Origin of the sequence: Enterobacter sp. AN-K1 (assembly GCF_020971765.1) — a bacterium.
GTDB classification, from domain to species: Bacteria; Pseudomonadota; Gammaproteobacteria; order Enterobacterales; family Enterobacteriaceae; genus Enterobacter; species Enterobacter hormaechei_C.
The window spans coordinates 3,851,214-3,870,156 of record NZ_CP087390.1; the positions used below are offsets into that span (position 1 = coordinate 3,851,214).

Consider the following 18,943-nt stretch of genomic DNA (forward strand, 5'->3'; position numbering starts at 1 on the left):
CGGCGGGTATGTGAAACAACCCCATCCGGCACGGAGCCAGGTGGACGTTAATATTAACCTGAAGATTAAACATGACTGAATCTTTTGCTCAACTGTTTGAAGAATCCTTAAAAGAAATCGAAACCCGTCCGGGTTCCATCGTTCGTGGCGTTGTTGTTGCTATCGACAAAGACGTTGTACTGGTTGACGCCGGTCTGAAATCTGAGTCTGCCATCCCGGCTGAGCAGTTCAAAAACGCCCAGGGCGAGCTGGAAATCCAGGTTGGTGACGAAGTTGACGTTGCTCTGGACGCAGTAGAAGACGGCTTCGGCGAAACCCTGCTGTCTCGTGAGAAAGCTAAACGTCACGAAGCATGGATCACGCTGGAAAAAGCTTACGAAGAAGCTGAAACTGTGGTCGGTGTTATCAACGGCAAAGTTAAAGGTGGCTTCACTGTTGAGCTGAATGGTATTCGTGCGTTCCTGCCAGGTTCTCTGGTAGACGTTCGTCCAGTCCGTGACACCCTGCACCTCGAAGGCAAAGAGCTTGAGTTCAAAGTAATCAAGCTGGACCAGAAGCGTAACAACGTTGTTGTTTCCCGTCGTGCCGTTATCGAATCCGAAAACAGCGCAGAACGCGATCAGCTGCTGGAAAACCTGCAGGAAGGCATGGAAGTCAAAGGTATCGTTAAGAACCTCACTGACTACGGCGCATTCGTTGACCTGGGCGGCGTTGATGGCCTGCTGCACATCACCGACATGGCGTGGAAACGCGTTAAGCACCCAAGCGAAATCGTGAACGTGGGCGACGAAATCACTGTTAAAGTGCTGAAGTTCGACCGCGAGCGTACTCGTGTATCCCTCGGCCTGAAACAGCTGGGCGAAGATCCATGGGTAGCTATCGCTAAGCGTTACCCAGAAGGTACTAAACTGACTGGTCGCGTTACCAACCTGACTGACTACGGCTGCTTCGTTGAAATCGAAGAAGGCGTTGAAGGTCTGGTGCACGTTTCCGAAATGGACTGGACCAACAAAAACATCCACCCATCCAAAGTTGTTAACGTTGGTGATGTAGTGGAAGTGATGGTTCTGGATATCGACGAAGAACGTCGTCGTATCTCCCTGGGCCTGAAGCAATGCAAAAACAACCCATGGCAGCAGTTCGCGGAAACCCACAACAAGGGCGACCGTGTTGAAGGTAAAATCAAGTCTATCACTGACTTCGGTATCTTCATCGGCCTGGACGGCGGCATCGATGGCCTGGTTCACCTGTCTGACATCTCCTGGAACGTTGCAGGCGAAGAAGCAGTTCGTGAATACAAAAAAGGCGACGAAATCGCAGCAGTTGTTCTGCAAGTTGACGCAGAGCGTGAGCGTATCTCCCTGGGTGTTAAACAGCTCGCAGAAGATCCGTTCAACAACTGGGTTGCACTGAACAAGAAAGGCGCAATCGTAAACGGTAAAGTGACTGCTGTTGACGCTAAAGGCGCAACCGTAGAACTGGCTGACGGCGTTGAAGGTTACCTGCGCGCTTCCGAAGCTTCACGTGACCGCGTTGAAGATGCAACTCTGGTTCTGAGCGTTGGTGACGACGTTGAAGCTAAGTTCACCGGTGTTGACCGTAAGAACCGTGCAATCAGCCTGTCTGTCCGTGCTAAAGACGAAGCTGATGAGAAAGATGCAATCGCAACTGTGAACAAACAGGAAGATGCAAACTTCTCTAACAACGCAATGGCTGAAGCTTTCAAAGCAGCTAAAGGCGAGTAAGTTCAGGTTCGCACCATCATTTGAGCTGTAACGCATTTACAGCGCGAAGGATGGAGAGCAGACTTGACAGATTGCAGGATTCGTCCTGTAATCAATAACAAAGGGCGGCTACGGCCGCCCTTGTTTAATAAGCTGTTCAGCTAATGGGTTTGAAAGGAACCGGAGGAATCATGACCAAGTCAGAATTGATTGAAAGACTTGCCAGTCAGCAACCGCATATCCCTGCCAAGGCTGTGGAAGATGCCGTTAAAGAGATGCTGGAGCATATGGCTACCACTCTTGCCCAGGGCGAGCGCATTGAAATCCGCGGTTTCGGTAGCTTTTCTCTGCACTATCGTGCACCACGTACCGGGCGTAACCCGAAGACTGGCGATAAAGTGGAGCTGGAAGGAAAGTATGTTCCGCACTTTAAGCCGGGTAAAGAACTGCGCGATCGCGCCAATATTTACGGTAACTGAGTTTAATCATCAGGGTTAAACTGAGTTTAAAGAAAGCACCTTAGGGTGCTTTTTTTGTATCCCGCCCCTGCATTTCTGAATACGCGCCGCATTTAAATTTTCTCTTTGCTGTAAACGCTTAAAAACGTTGCAGCGCCCGCTGTAAATCACGCCTTTTCTGTCTGACGACGCATCAGTCCCGCCGCATAATCGCCTGAAACATGGAGGTGAAGATGGGGATCCACGTTATCAGTATGTGCGCCATTCTGGCCATAATCCCGCTCTTTTGGTTACCCGTTTTGCCAGATGTGCATCTTGTCTGGTTGCTGATTGCCGCAGGAATTGCGTTATCCGTACAGCAGAGAAAATGGCTCAGGTTTTCAGGCCTCGCATTGCTTTTTATGTGCTGGGGGATCCTGGCCGCTCAGGAAAGCGTGTGGCCGATGAACTATTTAACGCAAGCACCGCAGCAGGCCGAGGTGGTCATTACCGCAACGGACGGCGCAAAGATGCATCAGGGAAAGATTGTCAGCCTCAATGGAGAACGCGTATGGGCTGCCATGGGCGTGGCGCTGTATGGCAACTATCTGCCGCAAAACGTCTGCGTGGGTCAACGCTGGGCAATGACCCTGCGGCTCAGGGCGGTACACGGAGAACTCAACGATGGCGGCTATGATTCACAGAAAAATGCCTTTGCCCGACACCAGACGCTGAGTGGACGGTTTACCCATGCGGCGCTCGTTGACGAAGGCTGTAGTCTGCGTGCGCAATACCTGACATCACTACAGAATACTCTTTCAGCATATCAGTGGGGACCCGTGATCCTGGGGCTGGGGATGGGGGAGCGGCTGTCGGTCTCGCGGGAGATAAAAAACCTGATGCGTGAGACCGGAACGATGCATCTGATGGCAATCTCGGGATTGCATATTGCGCTGGCCGCTTCTGTCATCTGGTTTCTGACGCGGGGCATCCAGTTCTTCCTGCCGGGCCGCTGGATTATCTGGCAAATCCCCTTGCTGGCAGGGCTGATTTTTGCCGCGTTTTACGCATGGCTAACGGGCATGCAGCCGCCCGCGCTGCGCACGGTTATCGCGCTTGTGGTACTGGCTGCATTAAAAATGAGCGGTCGCCAGTGGTCGCCCTGGCAGGTATGGCTTACCTGCGTGGCGGCGATCCTGATTTTCGACCCACTGGCGGTCCTGTCACAAAGCCTGGCGTTGTCTGCGTTTGCGGTCGCCGCGCTTATTTTTTGGTATCAGTGGTTGCCTCTCCCTCACTGGCAACGTGGCCGGCGCCTGCGGCCGCTGGCGACGCTAGTGTATTTGCAGGTTGGAATGCTGCTGCTTCTGTTGCCGCTTCAGGTCCTGATTTTCCATGGTTTCAGCCTCTCCTCGCTGGTGGCGAACCTGTTTGCCGTTCCTCTGGTCACGTTTATCTCAGTTCCGCTGATCCTGCTCGGCATGTTTCTGCATCTGTTTCCGGTCGCTGCGCTGGAAAGTATCGTCTGGCTGGCTACTGATAAATCTCTGGCAGGGCTTTTCTGGCTATTGATGCGTTTACCGAATGGCTGGCAGGACGTTGATGAACGCTGGCAATACCTGACGTTACTGCCGTGGCTGCTGGTCATTGGCTGGCGATTCAGGGCCTTCAGCGCAGCACCCGCAGTCTGTCTGGCAGGCAGCGTGGTGCTGGCCTTTCCCCTCTGGCACAGGGTTAAAACAGACAGCTGGTCCCTGCATATGCTGGATGTAGGGCAGGGGCTGGCGATGGTCATTGAGCGTCACGGCAAGGCCATTCTGTATGACACCGGGCTGGCATGGCCCGGTGGGGACAGTGCGCAACAGCTGATTATCCCCTGGCTACGCTGGCATCATCTGAGACCGGAAGGGGTGATCCTGAGCCATGAACATCTCGACCACACGGGGGGACTGGCATCGCTAAAAGCTGCCTGGCCCGCAATGTGGATCAGGAGCCCCTTATCCTGGTCCGGACATCTTCCGTGCTTTCGAGGACAGCGATGGCAGTGGCAGGGTTTAACGTTCTCCGTGCACTGGCCACCCGAAAACACCTCGGCGAAAGGTAACAATCGCTCCTGCGTGGTAAAAATCGATGACGGCGAACAGAGCGTTTTACTGACCGGAGACATTGAAGCGCAGGCAGAACTGGCAATGCTAAGCCATCGCTGGCGTCAGCTTGCGTCTACACTGATCCAGGTGCCACATCATGGAAGTAACACGTCATCTTCAACACCGTTGCTACAGCGCGTAGAGGGGCAGGTTTCGCTGGCCTCGATGGCTCGCTATAACGCGTGGCGTTTCCCTTCTATTAAAGTGGTCCGGCGCTATCGAACGGAGGGATATCTCTGGCTTGATACCCCGCATTCCGGGCAGATATCTGTGACCTTTTCGCACCATAGTCGGCAAATTCGTCGCTTACGCGAACACTATTTACCGCGTTGGTATCATCAGTGGTTTGGCGCGCCCGTAGATAACGGGTAGAATATGCGGCTATTTCAACAAATGCTGGTTTTTTGAATGCATAACGACAAAGATCTCTCCACGTGGCAAACGTTCCGCCGGCTCTGGCCGATGATTGCTCCTTTCAAAGCAGGCTTGATCGTGGCGGGCGTAGCGTTAATCCTCAACGCAGCCAGCGATACGTTTATGTTATCGCTTCTCAAACCGTTACTGGATGACGGTTTCGGTAAAACGGATCGTTCAGTGCTGCTATGGATGCCGCTGGTGGTTATTGGGCTGATGATCTTACGCGGAATCTCCAGCTATGTATCCAGCTACTGCATCTCCTGGGTATCCGGTAAAGTGGTGATGACCATGCGCCGCCGGCTGTTCAGCCATATGATGGGGATGCCGGTCTCATTCTTTGACAAACAGTCAACCGGCACCCTGCTGTCGCGTATTACCTACGATTCAGAGCAGGTGGCGTCGTCCTCTTCCAGCGCACTGATTACCGTTGTGCGTGAAGGCGCATCCATCATCGGCCTGTTCGCGATGATGTTCTATTACAGCTGGCAACTGTCGCTGATCCTTATTGTGCTGGCGCCGATTGTCTCCATCGCGATCCGCGTGGTATCAAAGCGTTTTCGCAACATCAGTAAAAATATGCAGAATACGATGGGGCAGGTGACTACCAGCGCCGAGCAGATGCTGAAAGGCCATAAGGAAGTGTTGATTTTCGGCGGTCAGGAAGTCGAAACCAAACGCTTTGACAAGGTCAGCAACAGAATGCGCCTGCAAGGAATGAAAATGGTATCGGCCTCGTCGATTTCCGATCCGATCATTCAGCTGATTGCCTCTCTGGCCCTGGCCTTCGTCTTGTATGCCGCCAGTTTCCCGAGCGTCATGGAAACCCTGACTGCGGGTACCATTACGGTGGTGTTCTCATCCATGATTGCGCTGATGCGTCCGCTGAAATCGCTGACTAACGTCAACGCCCAGTTCCAGCGCGGGATGGCAGCCTGTCAGACGCTGTTCAGCATCCTCGATTCCGAACAGGAAAAAGATGAAGGTACACGCGTGATCGAGCGCGCTAAAGGCGACCTGGAATTCCGTAACGTCACCTTTACCTATCCAGGCCGTGAAGTGCCGGCGCTGCGTGATATCAGCCTGTCCATCCCGGCGGGTAAAACCGTTGCGCTGGTCGGTCGTTCCGGTTCGGGCAAGTCGACCATTGCCAGCCTGATTACCCGTTTCTACGATATCGACCAGGGCGAGATCCTGCTTGATGGTCACGACCTGCGGGAATATACCCTCCAGTCGCTGCGTAACCAGGTCGCGCTGGTCTCGCAGAACGTGCATCTGTTCAACGATACGGTGGCGAACAACATTGCGTATGCCCGTACCGAAGAGTACAGCCGTGAAGAGATTGAGAATGCGGCGCGTATGGCCTATGCGATGGACTTCATTAACAAAATGGATAACGGTCTGGATACGATCATTGGCGAAAACGGGGTGCTGCTCTCAGGTGGTCAGCGTCAGCGTATCGCGATTGCCCGTGCGCTGCTGCGCAACAGCCCGATTCTGATCCTCGATGAAGCAACGTCCGCACTGGATACGGAATCTGAACGCGCTATCCAGTCTGCTCTGGATGAATTACAGAAAAACCGTACCTCGCTGGTTATTGCGCACCGTCTGTCGACCATCGAACAGGCTGACGAAATCGTGGTGGTGGAAGATGGCGTGATCGTTGAACGCGGCAGCCATGCGGACCTGCTGGAACAGCGTGGTGTTTACGCGCAGCTTCATAAAATGCAGTTCGGTCAATGATTGCACGCATCTGGTCGGGGGAATCCCCTCTGTGGGTGCTGCTTCTCCCGCTCTCCTGGCTGTATGGCCTGGTGAGCGGTGCTATTCGTCTGCTTTACCGCCTCGGGATCAAGCGCGCCTGGCGCGCACCGGTACCGGTGGTGGTGGTCGGCAACCTGACGGCGGGTGGAAACGGCAAAACCCCGGTGGTGATCTGGCTGGTAGAACAGCTCCATAAACGCGGTATCCGCCCGGGAGTTGTCTCACGCGGTTACGGTGGTAAAGCGGCGCAGTATCCACTGGTGCTGAGCCCAGCTACGACAACCGCTGAAGCCGGTGATGAGCCGGTACTGATTTACCAGCGTACCGGCGCGCCGGTTGCGGTATCGCCGGTGCGCAGTGATGCCGTGAAGGCACTGCTTGCGGAGCATGACGTACAAATCGTTATTACCGATGATGGTTTGCAGCATTACGCGCTGGCGCGTGACAAAGAGATCGTGGTCATTGACGGCGTGCGGCGTTTTGGCAACGGCTGGTGGCTGCCAGCCGGTCCAATGCGTGAGCGTGCGTCGCGCCTGAAGAGCGTCGATGCTGTGATTGTAAACGGTGGTGAAGCCAGAGCGGGCGAAATCCCGATGCATCTTCGTCCCGGACAGGCCGTGAATATGTTGACCGGCGTGCGTAAAGACGTCGCGCAACTGGAACATCTGGTTGCGATGGCCGGTATAGGTCATCCGCCGCGTTTCTTCGCAACGCTGGAGCAGTGCGGCGCAAAGCTTGATAAACGGGTGCCGCTCGCCGATCACCAGGCGTTAGTTGCCGAAGAGGTTGAAAGGCTGGCAGCGCCGGGACAGACGCTGATCATGACGGAAAAAGACGCGGTAAAATGCCGGGCCTTTGCGAAAGAAAACTGGTGGTATCTGCCGGTTGACGCTGAACTCAGCGGCGAACAGCCGGAACATTTGCTCAAGGAACTGCTCGCGTTAGTGCAGTAACTTCTACGCGGTTCCGGTGGCGCTTTGACTGACAGGAAAACGCATGTCTCTACCGCAATTCTCACTTGCAGCCGCACGAAACCTGCATCTTGCCGCCCAGGGGCTTCTGAAAAAGCCCCGCCGCCGCGCGCAGCCAGCTGATATCCTCTCTACCGTGCAACGCATGTCGTTGCTGCAAATCGACACCATTAACATCGTGGCGCGTAGCCCGTATCTGGTCCTGTTTAGCCGCCTGGGAAACTATCCTCCGCAGTGGCTGGATAATGCGCTAAGTCAGGGCGAACTGATGGAATACTGGGCGCACGAAGCCTGTTTTCTCCCGCGAAGCGATTTTGCCCTGATGCGTCACCGCATGCTCGCCCCGGACAAAATGGGCTGGAAATACCGTCAGGAGTGGATGGTGGAACACGCGGATGAAATAGAGCAACTGATTGCCCATATTCAGGAAAACGGGCCGGTACGCTCTGCGGATTTTGAACACCCGCGAAAAGGCGCAAGCGGATGGTGGGAGTGGAAACCGCACAAACGCCATCTTGAAGGGCTGTTTACGTCGGGCAAAGTGATGGTGGTCGAGCGCCGCAACTTTCAGCGCGTCTATGACCTCACGCACCGTGTTATGCCTCACTGGGACGATACGCGTGACCTGCTGTCTCAGGACGCAGCCGAAGCCATCATGCTCGGGAACAGCGCCCGCAGCCTTGGCATCTTCCGCCCACAGTGGCTGGCGGATTATTATCGTCTGCGTCAGCCGCAGCTAAAACCACTGCTGGAATCGTGGCAGCGCGAACAGCGCGTCATGCCGGTCTCGGTAGAGTCGTTAGGTGAAATGTGGTTGCATGCGGATTTGTTCCCTCTGCTGGCGCAGGCGCAGGAGGGCAAACTCCAGGCGACCCACAGTGCCGTGCTGTCGCCGTTCGACCCCGTTGTCTGGGACAGAAAGCGGGCCGGGCAGTTGTTTAATTTCAGCTACCGTCTGGAATGCTACACTCCGGCGCCCAGGCGGCAGTATGGTTATTTTGTTTTGCCGCTGCTGCACAAAGGCCAGCTAGTCGGGCGCATGGACGCTAAAATGCACCGTAAAACCGGCATGCTTGAAATTATCGCGCTCTGGCTTGAAGAGGGCATAAAGGTGACGGCTGGCCTGGAAAAAGGGTTAACGACTGCGCTCAGTGAATTTGCCCGCTGGCAGGGGGCGCATGAAATTGTACTCGGTCGCGTGCCTGCGGGGCTGTTTACGACCTGTCGAGGTGGCTGGGAAACAGGCACTCCCTGAAAAGGGAATGTGATAAGCTTTAGCGATTACCCATACGGAGGAACTATGGATCACCGTTTACTTGAAATTATTGCCTGCCCGGTGTGCAACGGCAAACTGTATTACAGCCAGGATAAACAAGAGCTGATTTGCAAACTGGACAGCCTGGCGTTCCCGCTGCGTGACGGCATTCCGGTCCTGCTGGAAAATGAAGCCCGTTCCCTGGTGGCAGAAGAGATCAAACCATGAGTTTTGTTGTCATTATCCCTGCGCGTTATGCTTCCACGCGCCTGCCAGGTAAACCGCTGGTGGATATCAATGGCAAACCGATGATTGTGCATGTCCTTGAACGGGCACGCGAATCGGGCGCCGGACGCGTCATCGTCGCCACCGATCACCCGGATGTTGCGCGCGCGGTTGAGGCCGCGGGTGGGGAAGTGTGCATGACCCGTGCCGATCATCAGTCAGGCACCGAGCGCCTGGCGGAAGTCGTCGAAAAATGCGGTTTCAGCGACGAGACGGTGATTGTGAACGTGCAGGGCGATGAGCCGATGATCCCGGCGGCGATTATCCGTCAGGTGGCCGACAACCTGGCACAGCGTCAGGTCGGGATGGCGACCCTCGCGGTGCCGATTCACCACGCTGAAGAGGCGTTCAATCCGAATGCGGTGAAAGTGGTCATGGACGCAGAGGGCTACGCACTCTATTTTTCCCGCGCCACCATTCCGTGGGATCGCGATCGTTTCGCGCAATCGAAAGAGACAATCGGCGAAACCTTCCTGCGCCACATCGGTATTTACGGCTACCGCGCCGGCTTTATTCGTCGCTACGTCGCCTGGGCACCAAGCCCGCTGGAGCATATTGAAATGCTCGAACAGCTTCGCGTGCTGTGGTACGGCGAGAAAATTCACGTTGCGGTTGCCCAGGAAATCCCTGGCACCGGCGTGGATACCCCTGAAGATCTCGAGCGCGTACGCGTCGAAATGCGTTGATTCGCTGGCATCCCCTCGTCTGGGGGGATGCTCTCCCGCCTGGCTATTTTCCTTTTCTTTTTCATTATTGATCTCTACCGGGTGACATCCGGGTTTCGCGCGCTCATTATAAAAGCAGTAGTCTTAATGGGGGTAATCTCATATGGAACAGCTGCGTGCTGAACTCAGCCATCTCCTTGGCGAAAAGCTAAGCCGGGTGGAATGCGTGAATGAAAAGGCCGATACCGCACTCTGGTCGTTGTATGACAGTCAGGGAAACCCCATGCCGCTGATGGCCAGAAGTTTTACCTCGCCGGGCGTCGCCAGACAGCTGGCCTGGAAAATGTCGATGCTGGCGCGGGAAGGGACTGTCCGCATGCCGACGGTCTACGGCGTGATGACCCATGAGGAGCATCCCGGCCCGGATGTTCTACTTATCGAACGTTTACGCGGGGTTTCTGTTGAAGCCCCGACGCGTACACCGGAGCGCTGGGAACAGCTGAAAGATCAGATTGTCGAGGCTCTGCTTGCCTGGCATCGGCAGGACAGCCGGGGTCTTGTTGGCGCGGTGGACAGCACGCAGGAAAACCTGTGGCCGCTGTGGTATCGCCAGCGTGTTGAAGTGCTGTGGGGCACGCTGAACCAGTTCAACAACACCGGTTTAACGATGCAGGACAAACGTATTTTATTCCGCACCCGGGAGTGTCTGCCGACGCTGTTTGAGGGCTTTAACGACAACTGCGTGCTGGTTCACGGCAATTTCACGCTGCGCAGTATGCTTAAAGACTCGCGCAGCGACCAGCTGCTGGCGATGGTCGGGCCGGGGATCATGCTCTGGGCGCCGCGCGAGTACGAACTGTTCAGGCTGAGCGAGGGCGGGGCGGCGGAAGATTTGCTCTGGCACTATCTTCAGCGCGCCCCCGTTGCGGAGGCCTTTCTCTGGCGACGCTGGCTCTATCTTCTCTGGGATGAGGTGGCGCAGCTGGTCAACACCGGGCGCTTTAATCGCGCCAGTTTCGATCTGGCCGCAAAATCACTCCTGCCCTGGCTTGCCTGACGAACCTTTGAGCCACTGCCAGAGGCGGCCAAGCGTCTCGTAGCCGACGCGATCGCTGTGCATCAGCCATACCGGGGACGGGATTATCCGTTCCCACGGATTGAGCGGGGCGTCAATAGCCATCTGGTTTGCCGGAGCAGGAAGCGGATGCAGGCCCTGCTTCTCAAAGAAAATCATTGCGCGCGGCAGGTGTGAAGCAGAGGTCACCAGCAGGAACGGTACATCACCGATGGCCTGTTTCACCGCCGCCGCCTCTTCTTCGGTATCTTTTGGGCTATCCAGCGTGATGATGGCGGAACGTGGTACGCCAAGCGATTCAGCCACTCTTGCTCCTGCTTCAGCGGTACTGACCGGGTTGGTTTTTGCCGCAGCGCCCGTGAAGATCATCTTCGATCCCGGATTGGCCAGCCACAGGCGGATCCCCTCGTTCAGGCGCGGCAGGCTGTTGTTGATCAGGTTCGAGCTGGGCGCCCAGTTCGGATCCCAGGTATATCCGCCGCCCAGCACCACGATATAGCCCACCTTCTGATTTCCCTGCCATGTCGGGTAGGTGTTTTCAATCGGACGTAATAAACCGTCAGCGACCGGTTGCAGGCTGAGTAACAGCAGCGCCAGCCAGCCCACGGTAACGAGGGATTTACCGCTTTTCTGAAAGCGGCTAAACCATATTAATGCCAGCCCCAGCGCGATGAAAAGCAACAGCAGGGGAAGGGGAAGCATCATGCCTCCGATATATTTTTTTAGGGTAAAAAGCATCCTTTTTGGTTCCTTTTTTAACCATACAGCAGGCGATTGTCGGTGATATTACACCAGAGTGGTTCATTCTCCGCGCGGGTGTGACAAAATAGCGGTTTTGCAGTGAGTGGAACCCTCCCAATGCGGGATCGCAATTTTGATGACATCGCGGAAAAGTTTTCGCGCAACATTTATGGCACCACCAAAGGTCAGCTTCGTCAGACGATCCTCTGGCAGGATCTGGACAAGCTGCTGGCTGAATTCGGTGACCGACCGTTGCGCGTGCTGGATGCCGGCGGTGGGGAAGGTCAGACTGCAATTCTGATGGCGCAGCGGGGACATCACGTCACGCTTTGCGATCTTTCTGCCGAGATGGTTGCGCGCGCAGGGCGAGCGGCAGAAGAGAAAGGTGTGAGCGACAACATGCATTTTATACATTGCGCCGCTCAGGACATTCCGCAGCATTTGGAAACGCAGGTTGATCTGATATTGTTTCATGCTGTGCTCGAATGGATCGCCGAACCACAAGCGATGTTAAAAACGCTGTGGTCGATGTTGCGCCCGGGCGGTGCGTTATCGCTGATGTTTTACAATGCCAACGGCCTGCTAATGCGAAACGTGCTGGTCGGCAATTTTGGCTATGTACAGCAGGGCATGTATAAAAAGAAACGACGCACGCTTTCACCGGATTTCCCCCGTGAACCGCAGCAGGTCTATGGCTGGCTGGAGGAGATCGGTTGGGAAATTACCGGCAAAACCGGCGTGAGGGTGTTTCATGATTATCTGCGTGATAAACAAAAACAGGATGACTGTTTAGACGCCTTAACAGAAATAGAGACGCGGTACTGCCGCCAGGAGCCTTATCTGAGCCTTGGCCGCTATATACACGTCACCGCGCGCAAGCCGCAGATGCAAGGATAATCTATGAGTGAATTTTCCCAGACAGTCCCCGAACTGGTTGCCTGGGCCAGGAAAAACGATTTCTCCATCTCGCTGCCGGTAGACAGACTCTCATTCCTGCTGGCGGTTGCGACGCTAAACGGCGAACGCCTGGATGGCGAAATGAGTGAAGGCGAACTGGTGGATGCGTTCCGCCACGTCAGTGATGCGTTTGAGCAAACCAGCGAAACCATTAGCGTGCGTGCCAACAACGCAATCAATGATATGGTGCGTCAACGTCTGCTGAACCGCTTTACCAGCGAGCAGGCGGAAGGAAACGCCATCTATCGTCTTACGCCACTGGGCATTGGCATTACCGACTATTACATCCGCCAGCGCGAATTTTCCACGCTGCGTCTCTCCATGCAGCTCTCTATTGTTGCAGGTGAGCTGAAGCGTGCCGCCGACGCGGCTGATGAAAACGGTGACGAATTCCACTGGCATCGCAACGTTTACGCGCCGCTGAAATATTCGGTCGCCGAGATTTTCGACAGTATCGATCTGACTCAACGTCTGATGGACGAACAGCAGCAGCAGGTGAAAGACGATATCGCTCAACTGCTTAATAAAGACTGGCGTGCGGCCATCTCCAGCTGTGAACTCTTGCTGTCAGAAACGTCCGGTACGCTGCGTGAGTTGCAGGATACGCTGGAGGCGGCGGGGGATAAGCTACAGGCCAATCTGCTGCGCATCCAGGACGCGACAATGGCGCACGACGATCTGCATTTTATCGACCGTCTGGTGTTTGATTTGCAGAGCAAGCTTGACCGCATTATCAGCTGGGGCCAGCAGTCAATCGACCTGTGGATCGGTTACGACCGCCACGTGCATAAATTTATCCGTACCGCCATCGATATGGATAAGAATCGCGTCTTTGCTCAGCGTCTGCGCCAGTCGGTACAGACCTACTTCGATGCGCCGTGGGCGCTGACCTACGCCAACGCCGATCGTCTGCTGGATATGCGCGACGAAGAGATGGCGCTGCGTGATGAAGAGGTCACCGGTGAACTGCCGCCGGATCTGGAATACGAAGAATTTAACGAAATTCGCGAGCAGCTTGCGGCGATGATCGAAGAACAGCTCGCTGTCTACAAAACCAGACAAGCACCGCTGGATCTTGGCCTCGTGGTACGCGACTATCTGGCGCAGTATCCGCGCGCGCGCCACTTCGATGTTGCCCGCATTGTTGTAGACCAGGCGGTGCGCCTGGGCATCGCACAAGCCGATTTCACCGGACTGCCGCCGAAGTGGCAGCCGATTAACGATTACGGAGCCAAGGTACAGGCGCATGTCATTGACAAATATTGAACACGTGATGCCAGTTAAGCTGGCACAGGCGCTGGCGAATCCGTTGTTTCCGGCGCTGGATAGCCAGCTGCGTGCCGGTCGTCACATTGGCCTTGACGAGCTGGATAATCACGCCTTTTTGATGGACTTTCAGGAGTACCTGGAAGAGTTTTACGCTCGCTATAACGTTGAGCTGATCCGCGCGCCGGAAGGTTTTTTCTACCTGCGTCCGCGCTCTACCACGCTTATTCCGCGCTCGGTGCTTTCCGAACTGGATATGATGGTCGGCAAAATTCTCTGCTACCTCTATCTCAGCCCGGAACGTCTGGCGAATGAAGGGATCTTCACCCAGCAGGAGCTTTACGATGAGCTGCTGTCGCTGGCGGATGAAAGCAAGCTGCTCAAGCTGGTGAATAACCGCTCAACGGGGTCCGATCTGGACCGTCAGAAATTACAGGAAAAAGTTCGCTCTTCCCTGAACCGTCTGCGCCGTCTGGGAATGGTCTGGTTCATGGGTCACGACAGCAGCAAGTTCCGTATTACCGAATCGGTCTTCCGTTTTGGCGCCGATGTGCGTGCGGGTGACGATGCGCGTGAAGCGCAGCTGCGCATGATCCGTGACGGTGAAGCGATGCCGGTGGAAAACCATTTGCAGCTCAATGACGAGCACGAAGAGAATCAGCCGGATAGCGGGGAGGAAGAGTAATGATTGAACGCGGTAAATTTCGCTCACTAACGCTGATCAACTGGAACGGCTTCTTTGCCCGAACATTCGATCTGGATGAGCTGGTGACAACGCTCTCCGGTGGTAACGGGGCGGGTAAATCCACCACCATGGCGGCCTTCGTGACGGCGCTGATCCCTGACCTGACCCTGCTGCACTTCCGTAACACCACCGAAGCGGGCGCCACGAGCGGCTCCCGCGATAAAGGTCTGCACGGTAAGCTGAAAGCGGGCGTCTGTTATTCCGTACTGGACGTGATCAACTCCCGTCATCAGCGCGTGGTTGTAGGCGTGCGCCTGCAACAGGTTGCCGGTCGCGACCGTAAAGTAGATATCAAACCGTTTGCGATCCAGGGGCTGCCAACCTCCGTGCAGCCGACCGCGCTGCTGACGGAAACCCTGAATGAACGTCAGGCGCGCGTCCTCACGCTTCAGGAGCTGAAGGACAAGCTGGAAGCTATCGAAGGCGTGCAGTTTAAGCAGTTTAACTCCATTACCGACTACCACTCTCTGATGTTCGATCTCGGCGTGGTAGCCCGTCGTCTGCGCAGCGCGTCAGATCGTAGTAAATACTACCGTCTGATTGAAGCCTCCCTGTACGGCGGTATCTCCAGCGCCATTACGCGCTCCCTGCGCGACTACCTGCTGCCGGAAAACAGCGGCGTGCGTAAGGCTTTCCAGGATATGGAAGCCGCGCTGCGTGAAAACCGCATGACGCTGGAAGCGATTCGCGTCACACAGTCTGACCGCGACCTGTTTAAGCACCTGATCAGCGAAGCCACCAACTACGTGGCGGCGGACTATATGCGCCACGCCAACGAGCGCCGTATTCATCTCGATCAGGCGCTGGAATACCGCCGCGAGCTGTTTACCTCCCGCAAACAGCTGGTGGCTGAGCAGTATAAGCATGTCGAAATGGCGCGCGAACTGGGCGAGCACAACGGTGCGGAAGGGGATCTGGAAGCCGATTACCAGGCGGCCAGCGATCACCTGAACCTGGTACAGACCGCGCTGCGTCAGCAGGAAAAAATCGAGCGCTATGAAGCCGATCTGGATGAGCTGCAAATTCGTCTTGAAGAGCAAAATGAAGTGGTGGCCGAAGCCGCCGATTTGCAGGAAGAGAACGAAGCCCGCGCGGAAGCCGCCGAGCTGGAAGTGGATGAGCTGAAAAGCCAGCTTGCTGATTACCAGCAGGCGCTGGACGTGCAGCAGACGCGTGCGATTCAGTACAACCAGGCGTTGCAGGCGTTGCAGCGTGCCAAAGAGCTGTGCCATCTGCCGGACCTGACCCCGGAAAGCGCTGACGAATGGCTGGATACCTTCCAGGCCAAAGAGCAGGAAGCCACTGAGAAACTGCTTTCTCTCGATCAGAAAATGAGCGTGGCGCAAACGGCGCATAGCCAGTTTGAGCAGGCGTACCAGCTGGTGGTGGCGATTAACGGTCCGCTGGCGCGTAACGAAGCGTGGGACGTTGCCCGTGAGCTGCTGCGCGACGGCGTCAATCAACGCCATCTGGCCGAACAGGTGCAGTCGCTGCGCATGCGCCTGAACGAGCTGGAACAGCGTCTGCGTGAACAGCAGGAAGCCGAGCGTCTGCTGGCGGAATTCTGCAAGCGTCAGGGTAAAAATTACGATTTCGACGAGCTTGAGGCCCTGCACCAGGAGCTGGAAGCGCGTATTGCGGCCCTGTCGGATACCGTATCGAACGCCAGCGAACAGCGCATGACGCTGCGTCAGGAGCTGGAACAGCTTCAGTCGCGTTCGAAGACGCTCTTACAGCGTGCGCCGATCTGGCTGGCTGCACAAAGCAGCCTGAACCAGCTCAGCGAACAGTGTGGCCAGGAGTTTGCCTCCAGCCAGGACGTCACCGAATACATGCAACAACTGCTGGAGCGCGAGCGTGAAGCGATTGTTGAGCGTGACGAAGTGGGTGCGCGCAAGCGTGACGTCGATGAAGAGATTGAGCGTTTAAGCCAGCCTGGCGGCTCAGAAGATCCGCGCCTGAATGCCTTAGCCGAGCGTTTCGGCGGCGTGCTGCTGTCTGAAATTTACGACGATGTCGGCCTGGACGATGCGCCGTACTTCTCCGCGCTGTACGGTCCATCCCGTAACGCGATTGTGGTGCCTGATCTGTCGCTGATTTCGGACCAGCTTGCAGGGCTGGAAGACTGCCCGGAAGATCTCTACCTCATCGAAGGGGATCCGCAGTCGTTTGATGACAGCGTATTCAGCGTCGACGAGCTGGAAAAAGCGGTGGTGGTGAAAATCGCCGATCGCCAGTGGCGCTATTCGCGCTTCCCGGAACTGCCGCTGTTTGGCCGCGCCGCGCGTGAAAACCGTATTGAAAGCCTGCACGCCGAGCGCGAAACGCTTTCTGAACGTTTTGCAACCCTGTCGTTTGATGTTCAAAAAACGCAGCGTCTGCATCAGGCGTTTAGCCGCTTTATCGGCAGCCACCTGGGCGTTGCCTTTGAGCCCGATCCGGAAGCTGAAATTCGCAAGCTCAACACCCGCCGTGGTGAGCTGGAGCGTGCGCTTGCCAGCCATGAAAATGACAACCAGCAAAGCCGCGTGCAGTTCGAGCAGGCGAAAGAGGGCGTTGCGGCCCTTAACCGTATCCTGCCGCGCCTGAACCTGCTGGCGGACGATACACTCGCCGACCGCGTGGACGAAATTCAGGAACGTCTGGACGAAGCGCAGGAAGCGGCGCGCTTTGTGCAGCAGCACGGCAATCAGCTGGCAAAACTGGAGCCGATGGTTTCCGTTCTCCAGAGCGACCCGGAACAGTTTGAGCAGTTAAAAGAGGATTATGCCTGGTCACAGCAGGTGCAGCGCGAAGCGCGTCAGCAGGCGTTTGCCCTGACGGAAGTGGTGCAACGTCGCGCACACTTCGGCTACTCCGATTCAGCAGAAATGCTGAGCGGGAACAGCGATCTTAATGAAAAGCTGCGCCAGCGTCTTGAGCAGGCCGAAGCAGAGCGTACGCGCGCCCGTGAAGCGATGCGTACTCACGCCGCACAGCTGAGCCAGTACAGCCAGGTCATGGCCTCGCTGAAAAGCTCCTTCGACACCAAGAAAGAGCTGTTAAACGATCTGCATAAAGAGTTGCAGGACATCGGCGTTCGCGCCGACAGCGGTGCAGAAGAGCGGGCGCGTATTCGCCGCGATGAACTGCATGCTCAGCTCAGTAACAACCGCGCGCGTCGTAATCAGCTGGAAAAAGCGCTGACCTTCTGTGAAGCAGAGATGGACAACCTGACGCGACGCCTGCGCAAGCTGGAGCGTGACTATCATGAGATGCGTGAACAGGTTGTGACCGCGAAGGCGGGGTGGTGCGCGGTGATGCGCATGGTGAAAGATAACAACGTGGAGCGTCGTCTGCATCGTCGCGAGCTGGCGTACCTGTCTGCCGATGAACTGCGCTCTATGTCGGATAAGGCGCTGGGCGCGCTGCGTCTGGCGGTGGCGGATAATGAACACCTGCGCGACGTGCTGCGTATGTCCGAAGATCCGAAGCGTCCTGAGCGCAAAATTCAGTTCTTCGTGGCGGTTTATCAGCACTTACGCGAGCGTATTCGTCAGGACATCATCCGTACCGACGATCCGGTGGAAGCGATCGAACAGATGGAGATCGAGCTGGGCCGTCTGACGGAGGAGCTGACCTCCCGCGAGCAGAAGCTGGCAATCAGCTCCCGCAGCGTGGCGAATATTATTCGTAAAACCATTCAGCGCGAGCAGAACCGTATCCGTCAGCTGAACCAGGGCCTGCAAAGCGTGTCGTTTGGCCAGGTCAACAGCGTGCGGCTGAACGTGAACGTGCGTGAGGCGCACTCCACGCTGCTGGACGTGTTGTCTGAACAGCACGAACAGCATCAGGATCTGTTCAACAGTAACCGCCTGACCTTCTCCGAAGCGCTGGCGAAGCTATATCAGCGTCTGAATCCGCAGATTGACATGGGCCAGCGTACGCCGCAAACCATCGGCGAGGAGCTGCTGGACTACCGCAACTATCTGGAAATGGAAGTTGAGGTTAACCGTGGCTCAGACGGCTGGCTGCGCGCGGAATCCGGTGCGCTCTCTACCGGTGAAGCCATCGGTACCGGTATGTCGATTCTGGTGATGGTGGTGCAGAGCTGGGAAGATGAAGCGCGTCGTCTGCGCGGCAAAGACATCTCGCCATGCCGTCTGCTGTTCCTCGATGAAGCCGCGCGTCTCGACGCCCGCTCCATCGCCACGCTGTTTGAGCTTTGCGAGCGACTCGATATGCAGCTCATCATCGCGGCGCCGGAAAACATCAGTCCGGAAAAAGGGACAACCTATAAGCTGGTGCGTAAGGTGTTTCAGAACAGTGAACACGTACACGTCGTGGGCCTGCGAGGTTTCGCCCCGCAGCCACCGGAGTCATTACCGGGCACGGCTGACGCCTCTTAACCCGGGGTGCGACAAATAGCGGCGCTCATGCGCCGCATTTTTTATTCACTTAACTTGTGTTCAGGGCTGCGTTATCTTTAAACTTCTTTACATAAGGTAAGGCAGCAGC

14 protein-coding genes are annotated in these 18,943 nt (G+C 56.1%); 13 read left to right on the forward strand and 1 reads right to left on the reverse strand.

Going from position 1 to position 18,943, the window contains the following annotated elements; all coding sequences use genetic code 11:
* Positions 1 to 71 precede the first annotated feature (71 nt).
* The 9 genes from rpsA to LOC22_RS18260 all read left to right on the forward strand — a co-directional run bounded on the left by rpsA (position 72) and on the right by LOC22_RS18260 (position 10,719).
* Entirely contained in the window at positions 72 to 1,745 is a 1,674-nt protein-coding gene (rpsA, locus tag LOC22_RS18220; protein ID WP_003858235.1) for a 30S ribosomal protein S1, read from the forward strand.
* Positions 1,746 to 1,915: 170 nt separating this feature from the next.
* Complete coding sequence (gene ihfB / locus LOC22_RS18225) at positions 1,916 to 2,203, forward strand: integration host factor subunit beta (protein WP_003858233.1); 288 nt, start codon at positions 1,916 to 1,918, stop codon at positions 2,201 to 2,203.
* A 212-nt stretch (positions 2,204 to 2,415) separates the two neighbouring features.
* A complete protein-coding gene (locus LOC22_RS18230) occupies positions 2,416 to 4,680 on the forward strand; it encodes a ComEC family protein (protein ID WP_230239108.1) in 2,265 nt (754 codons plus the stop codon).
* Between the two features lie 36 nt (positions 4,681 to 4,716).
* Positions 4,717 to 6,465, forward strand: coding sequence for a lipid A ABC transporter ATP-binding protein/permease MsbA (msbA, locus tag LOC22_RS18235; RefSeq protein WP_003858227.1), 1,749 nt, complete (start codon positions 4,717 to 4,719; stop codon positions 6,463 to 6,465).
* Complete coding sequence (lpxK, locus tag LOC22_RS18240) at positions 6,462 to 7,439, forward strand: tetraacyldisaccharide 4'-kinase (protein ID WP_015570966.1); 978 nt, start codon at positions 6,462 to 6,464, stop codon at positions 7,437 to 7,439. Before msbA ends, lpxK begins: the two co-directional genes overlap by 4 nt.
* A 43-nt stretch (positions 7,440 to 7,482) precedes the next feature.
* Positions 7,483 to 8,712 (forward strand): winged helix-turn-helix domain-containing protein, encoded by a 1,230-nt coding sequence (locus LOC22_RS18245; RefSeq protein WP_015570965.1) that lies wholly within the window; start codon positions 7,483 to 7,485, stop codon positions 8,710 to 8,712.
* 45 nt (positions 8,713 to 8,757) lie between these two features.
* Complete coding sequence (ycaR, locus tag LOC22_RS18250) at positions 8,758 to 8,940, forward strand: protein YcaR (RefSeq protein ID WP_003858220.1); 183 nt, start codon at positions 8,758 to 8,760, stop codon at positions 8,938 to 8,940.
* Positions 8,937 to 9,683 (forward strand): 3-deoxy-manno-octulosonate cytidylyltransferase, encoded by a 747-nt coding sequence (gene kdsB, locus LOC22_RS18255; RefSeq protein WP_015570964.1) that lies wholly within the window; start codon positions 8,937 to 8,939, stop codon positions 9,681 to 9,683. The genes ycaR and kdsB overlap by 4 nt, the downstream gene beginning before the upstream one ends.
* A gap of 142 nt (positions 9,684 to 9,825) precedes the next feature.
* Positions 9,826 to 10,719 carry a YcbJ family phosphotransferase gene (locus tag LOC22_RS18260; RefSeq protein WP_003858216.1) on the forward strand — a complete coding sequence of 298 codons (894 nt, stop codon included), beginning with the start codon at positions 9,826 to 9,828 and terminating at the stop codon, positions 10,717 to 10,719.
* On the opposite strand, the gene elyC is transcribed toward LOC22_RS18260, so the two are convergent.
* Positions 10,696 to 11,475, reverse strand: a complete 780-nt coding sequence (gene elyC, locus LOC22_RS18265) for an envelope biogenesis factor ElyC (RefSeq protein WP_045907422.1) — start codon at positions 11,473 to 11,475, stop codon at positions 10,696 to 10,698. The two genes, LOC22_RS18260 and elyC, sit on opposite strands and share 24 nt — an antisense overlap.
* A gap of 120 nt (positions 11,476 to 11,595) precedes the next feature.
* Here elyC and cmoM point away from each other — a divergent pair, with 120 nt between their 5' ends.
* Genes cmoM through mukB form a run of 4 tightly spaced genes read left to right on the forward strand, consistent with a single transcriptional unit; the run spans position 11,596 to position 18,834 of the window.
* On the forward strand, positions 11,596 to 12,375 hold the full coding sequence (gene cmoM / locus LOC22_RS18270) for a tRNA uridine 5-oxyacetic acid(34) methyltransferase CmoM (protein WP_003858212.1): 780 nt from the start codon (positions 11,596 to 11,598) through the stop codon (positions 12,373 to 12,375).
* A 3-nt stretch (positions 12,376 to 12,378) separates the two neighbouring features.
* Entirely contained in the window at positions 12,379 to 13,701 is a 1,323-nt protein-coding gene (mukF, locus tag LOC22_RS18275) for a chromosome partition protein MukF (protein ID WP_015570962.1), read from the forward strand.
* Positions 13,682 to 14,386 (forward strand): chromosome partition protein MukE, encoded by a 705-nt coding sequence (mukE, locus tag LOC22_RS18280; protein WP_017384823.1) that lies wholly within the window; start codon positions 13,682 to 13,684, stop codon positions 14,384 to 14,386. Before mukF ends, mukE begins: the two co-directional genes overlap by 20 nt.
* On the forward strand, positions 14,386 to 18,834 hold the full coding sequence (mukB, locus tag LOC22_RS18285) for a chromosome partition protein MukB (RefSeq protein ID WP_230239109.1): 4,449 nt from the start codon (positions 14,386 to 14,388) through the stop codon (positions 18,832 to 18,834). Before mukE ends, mukB begins: the two co-directional genes overlap by 1 nt.
* The last annotated feature ends 109 nt before the right edge of the window (positions 18,835 to 18,943 follow it).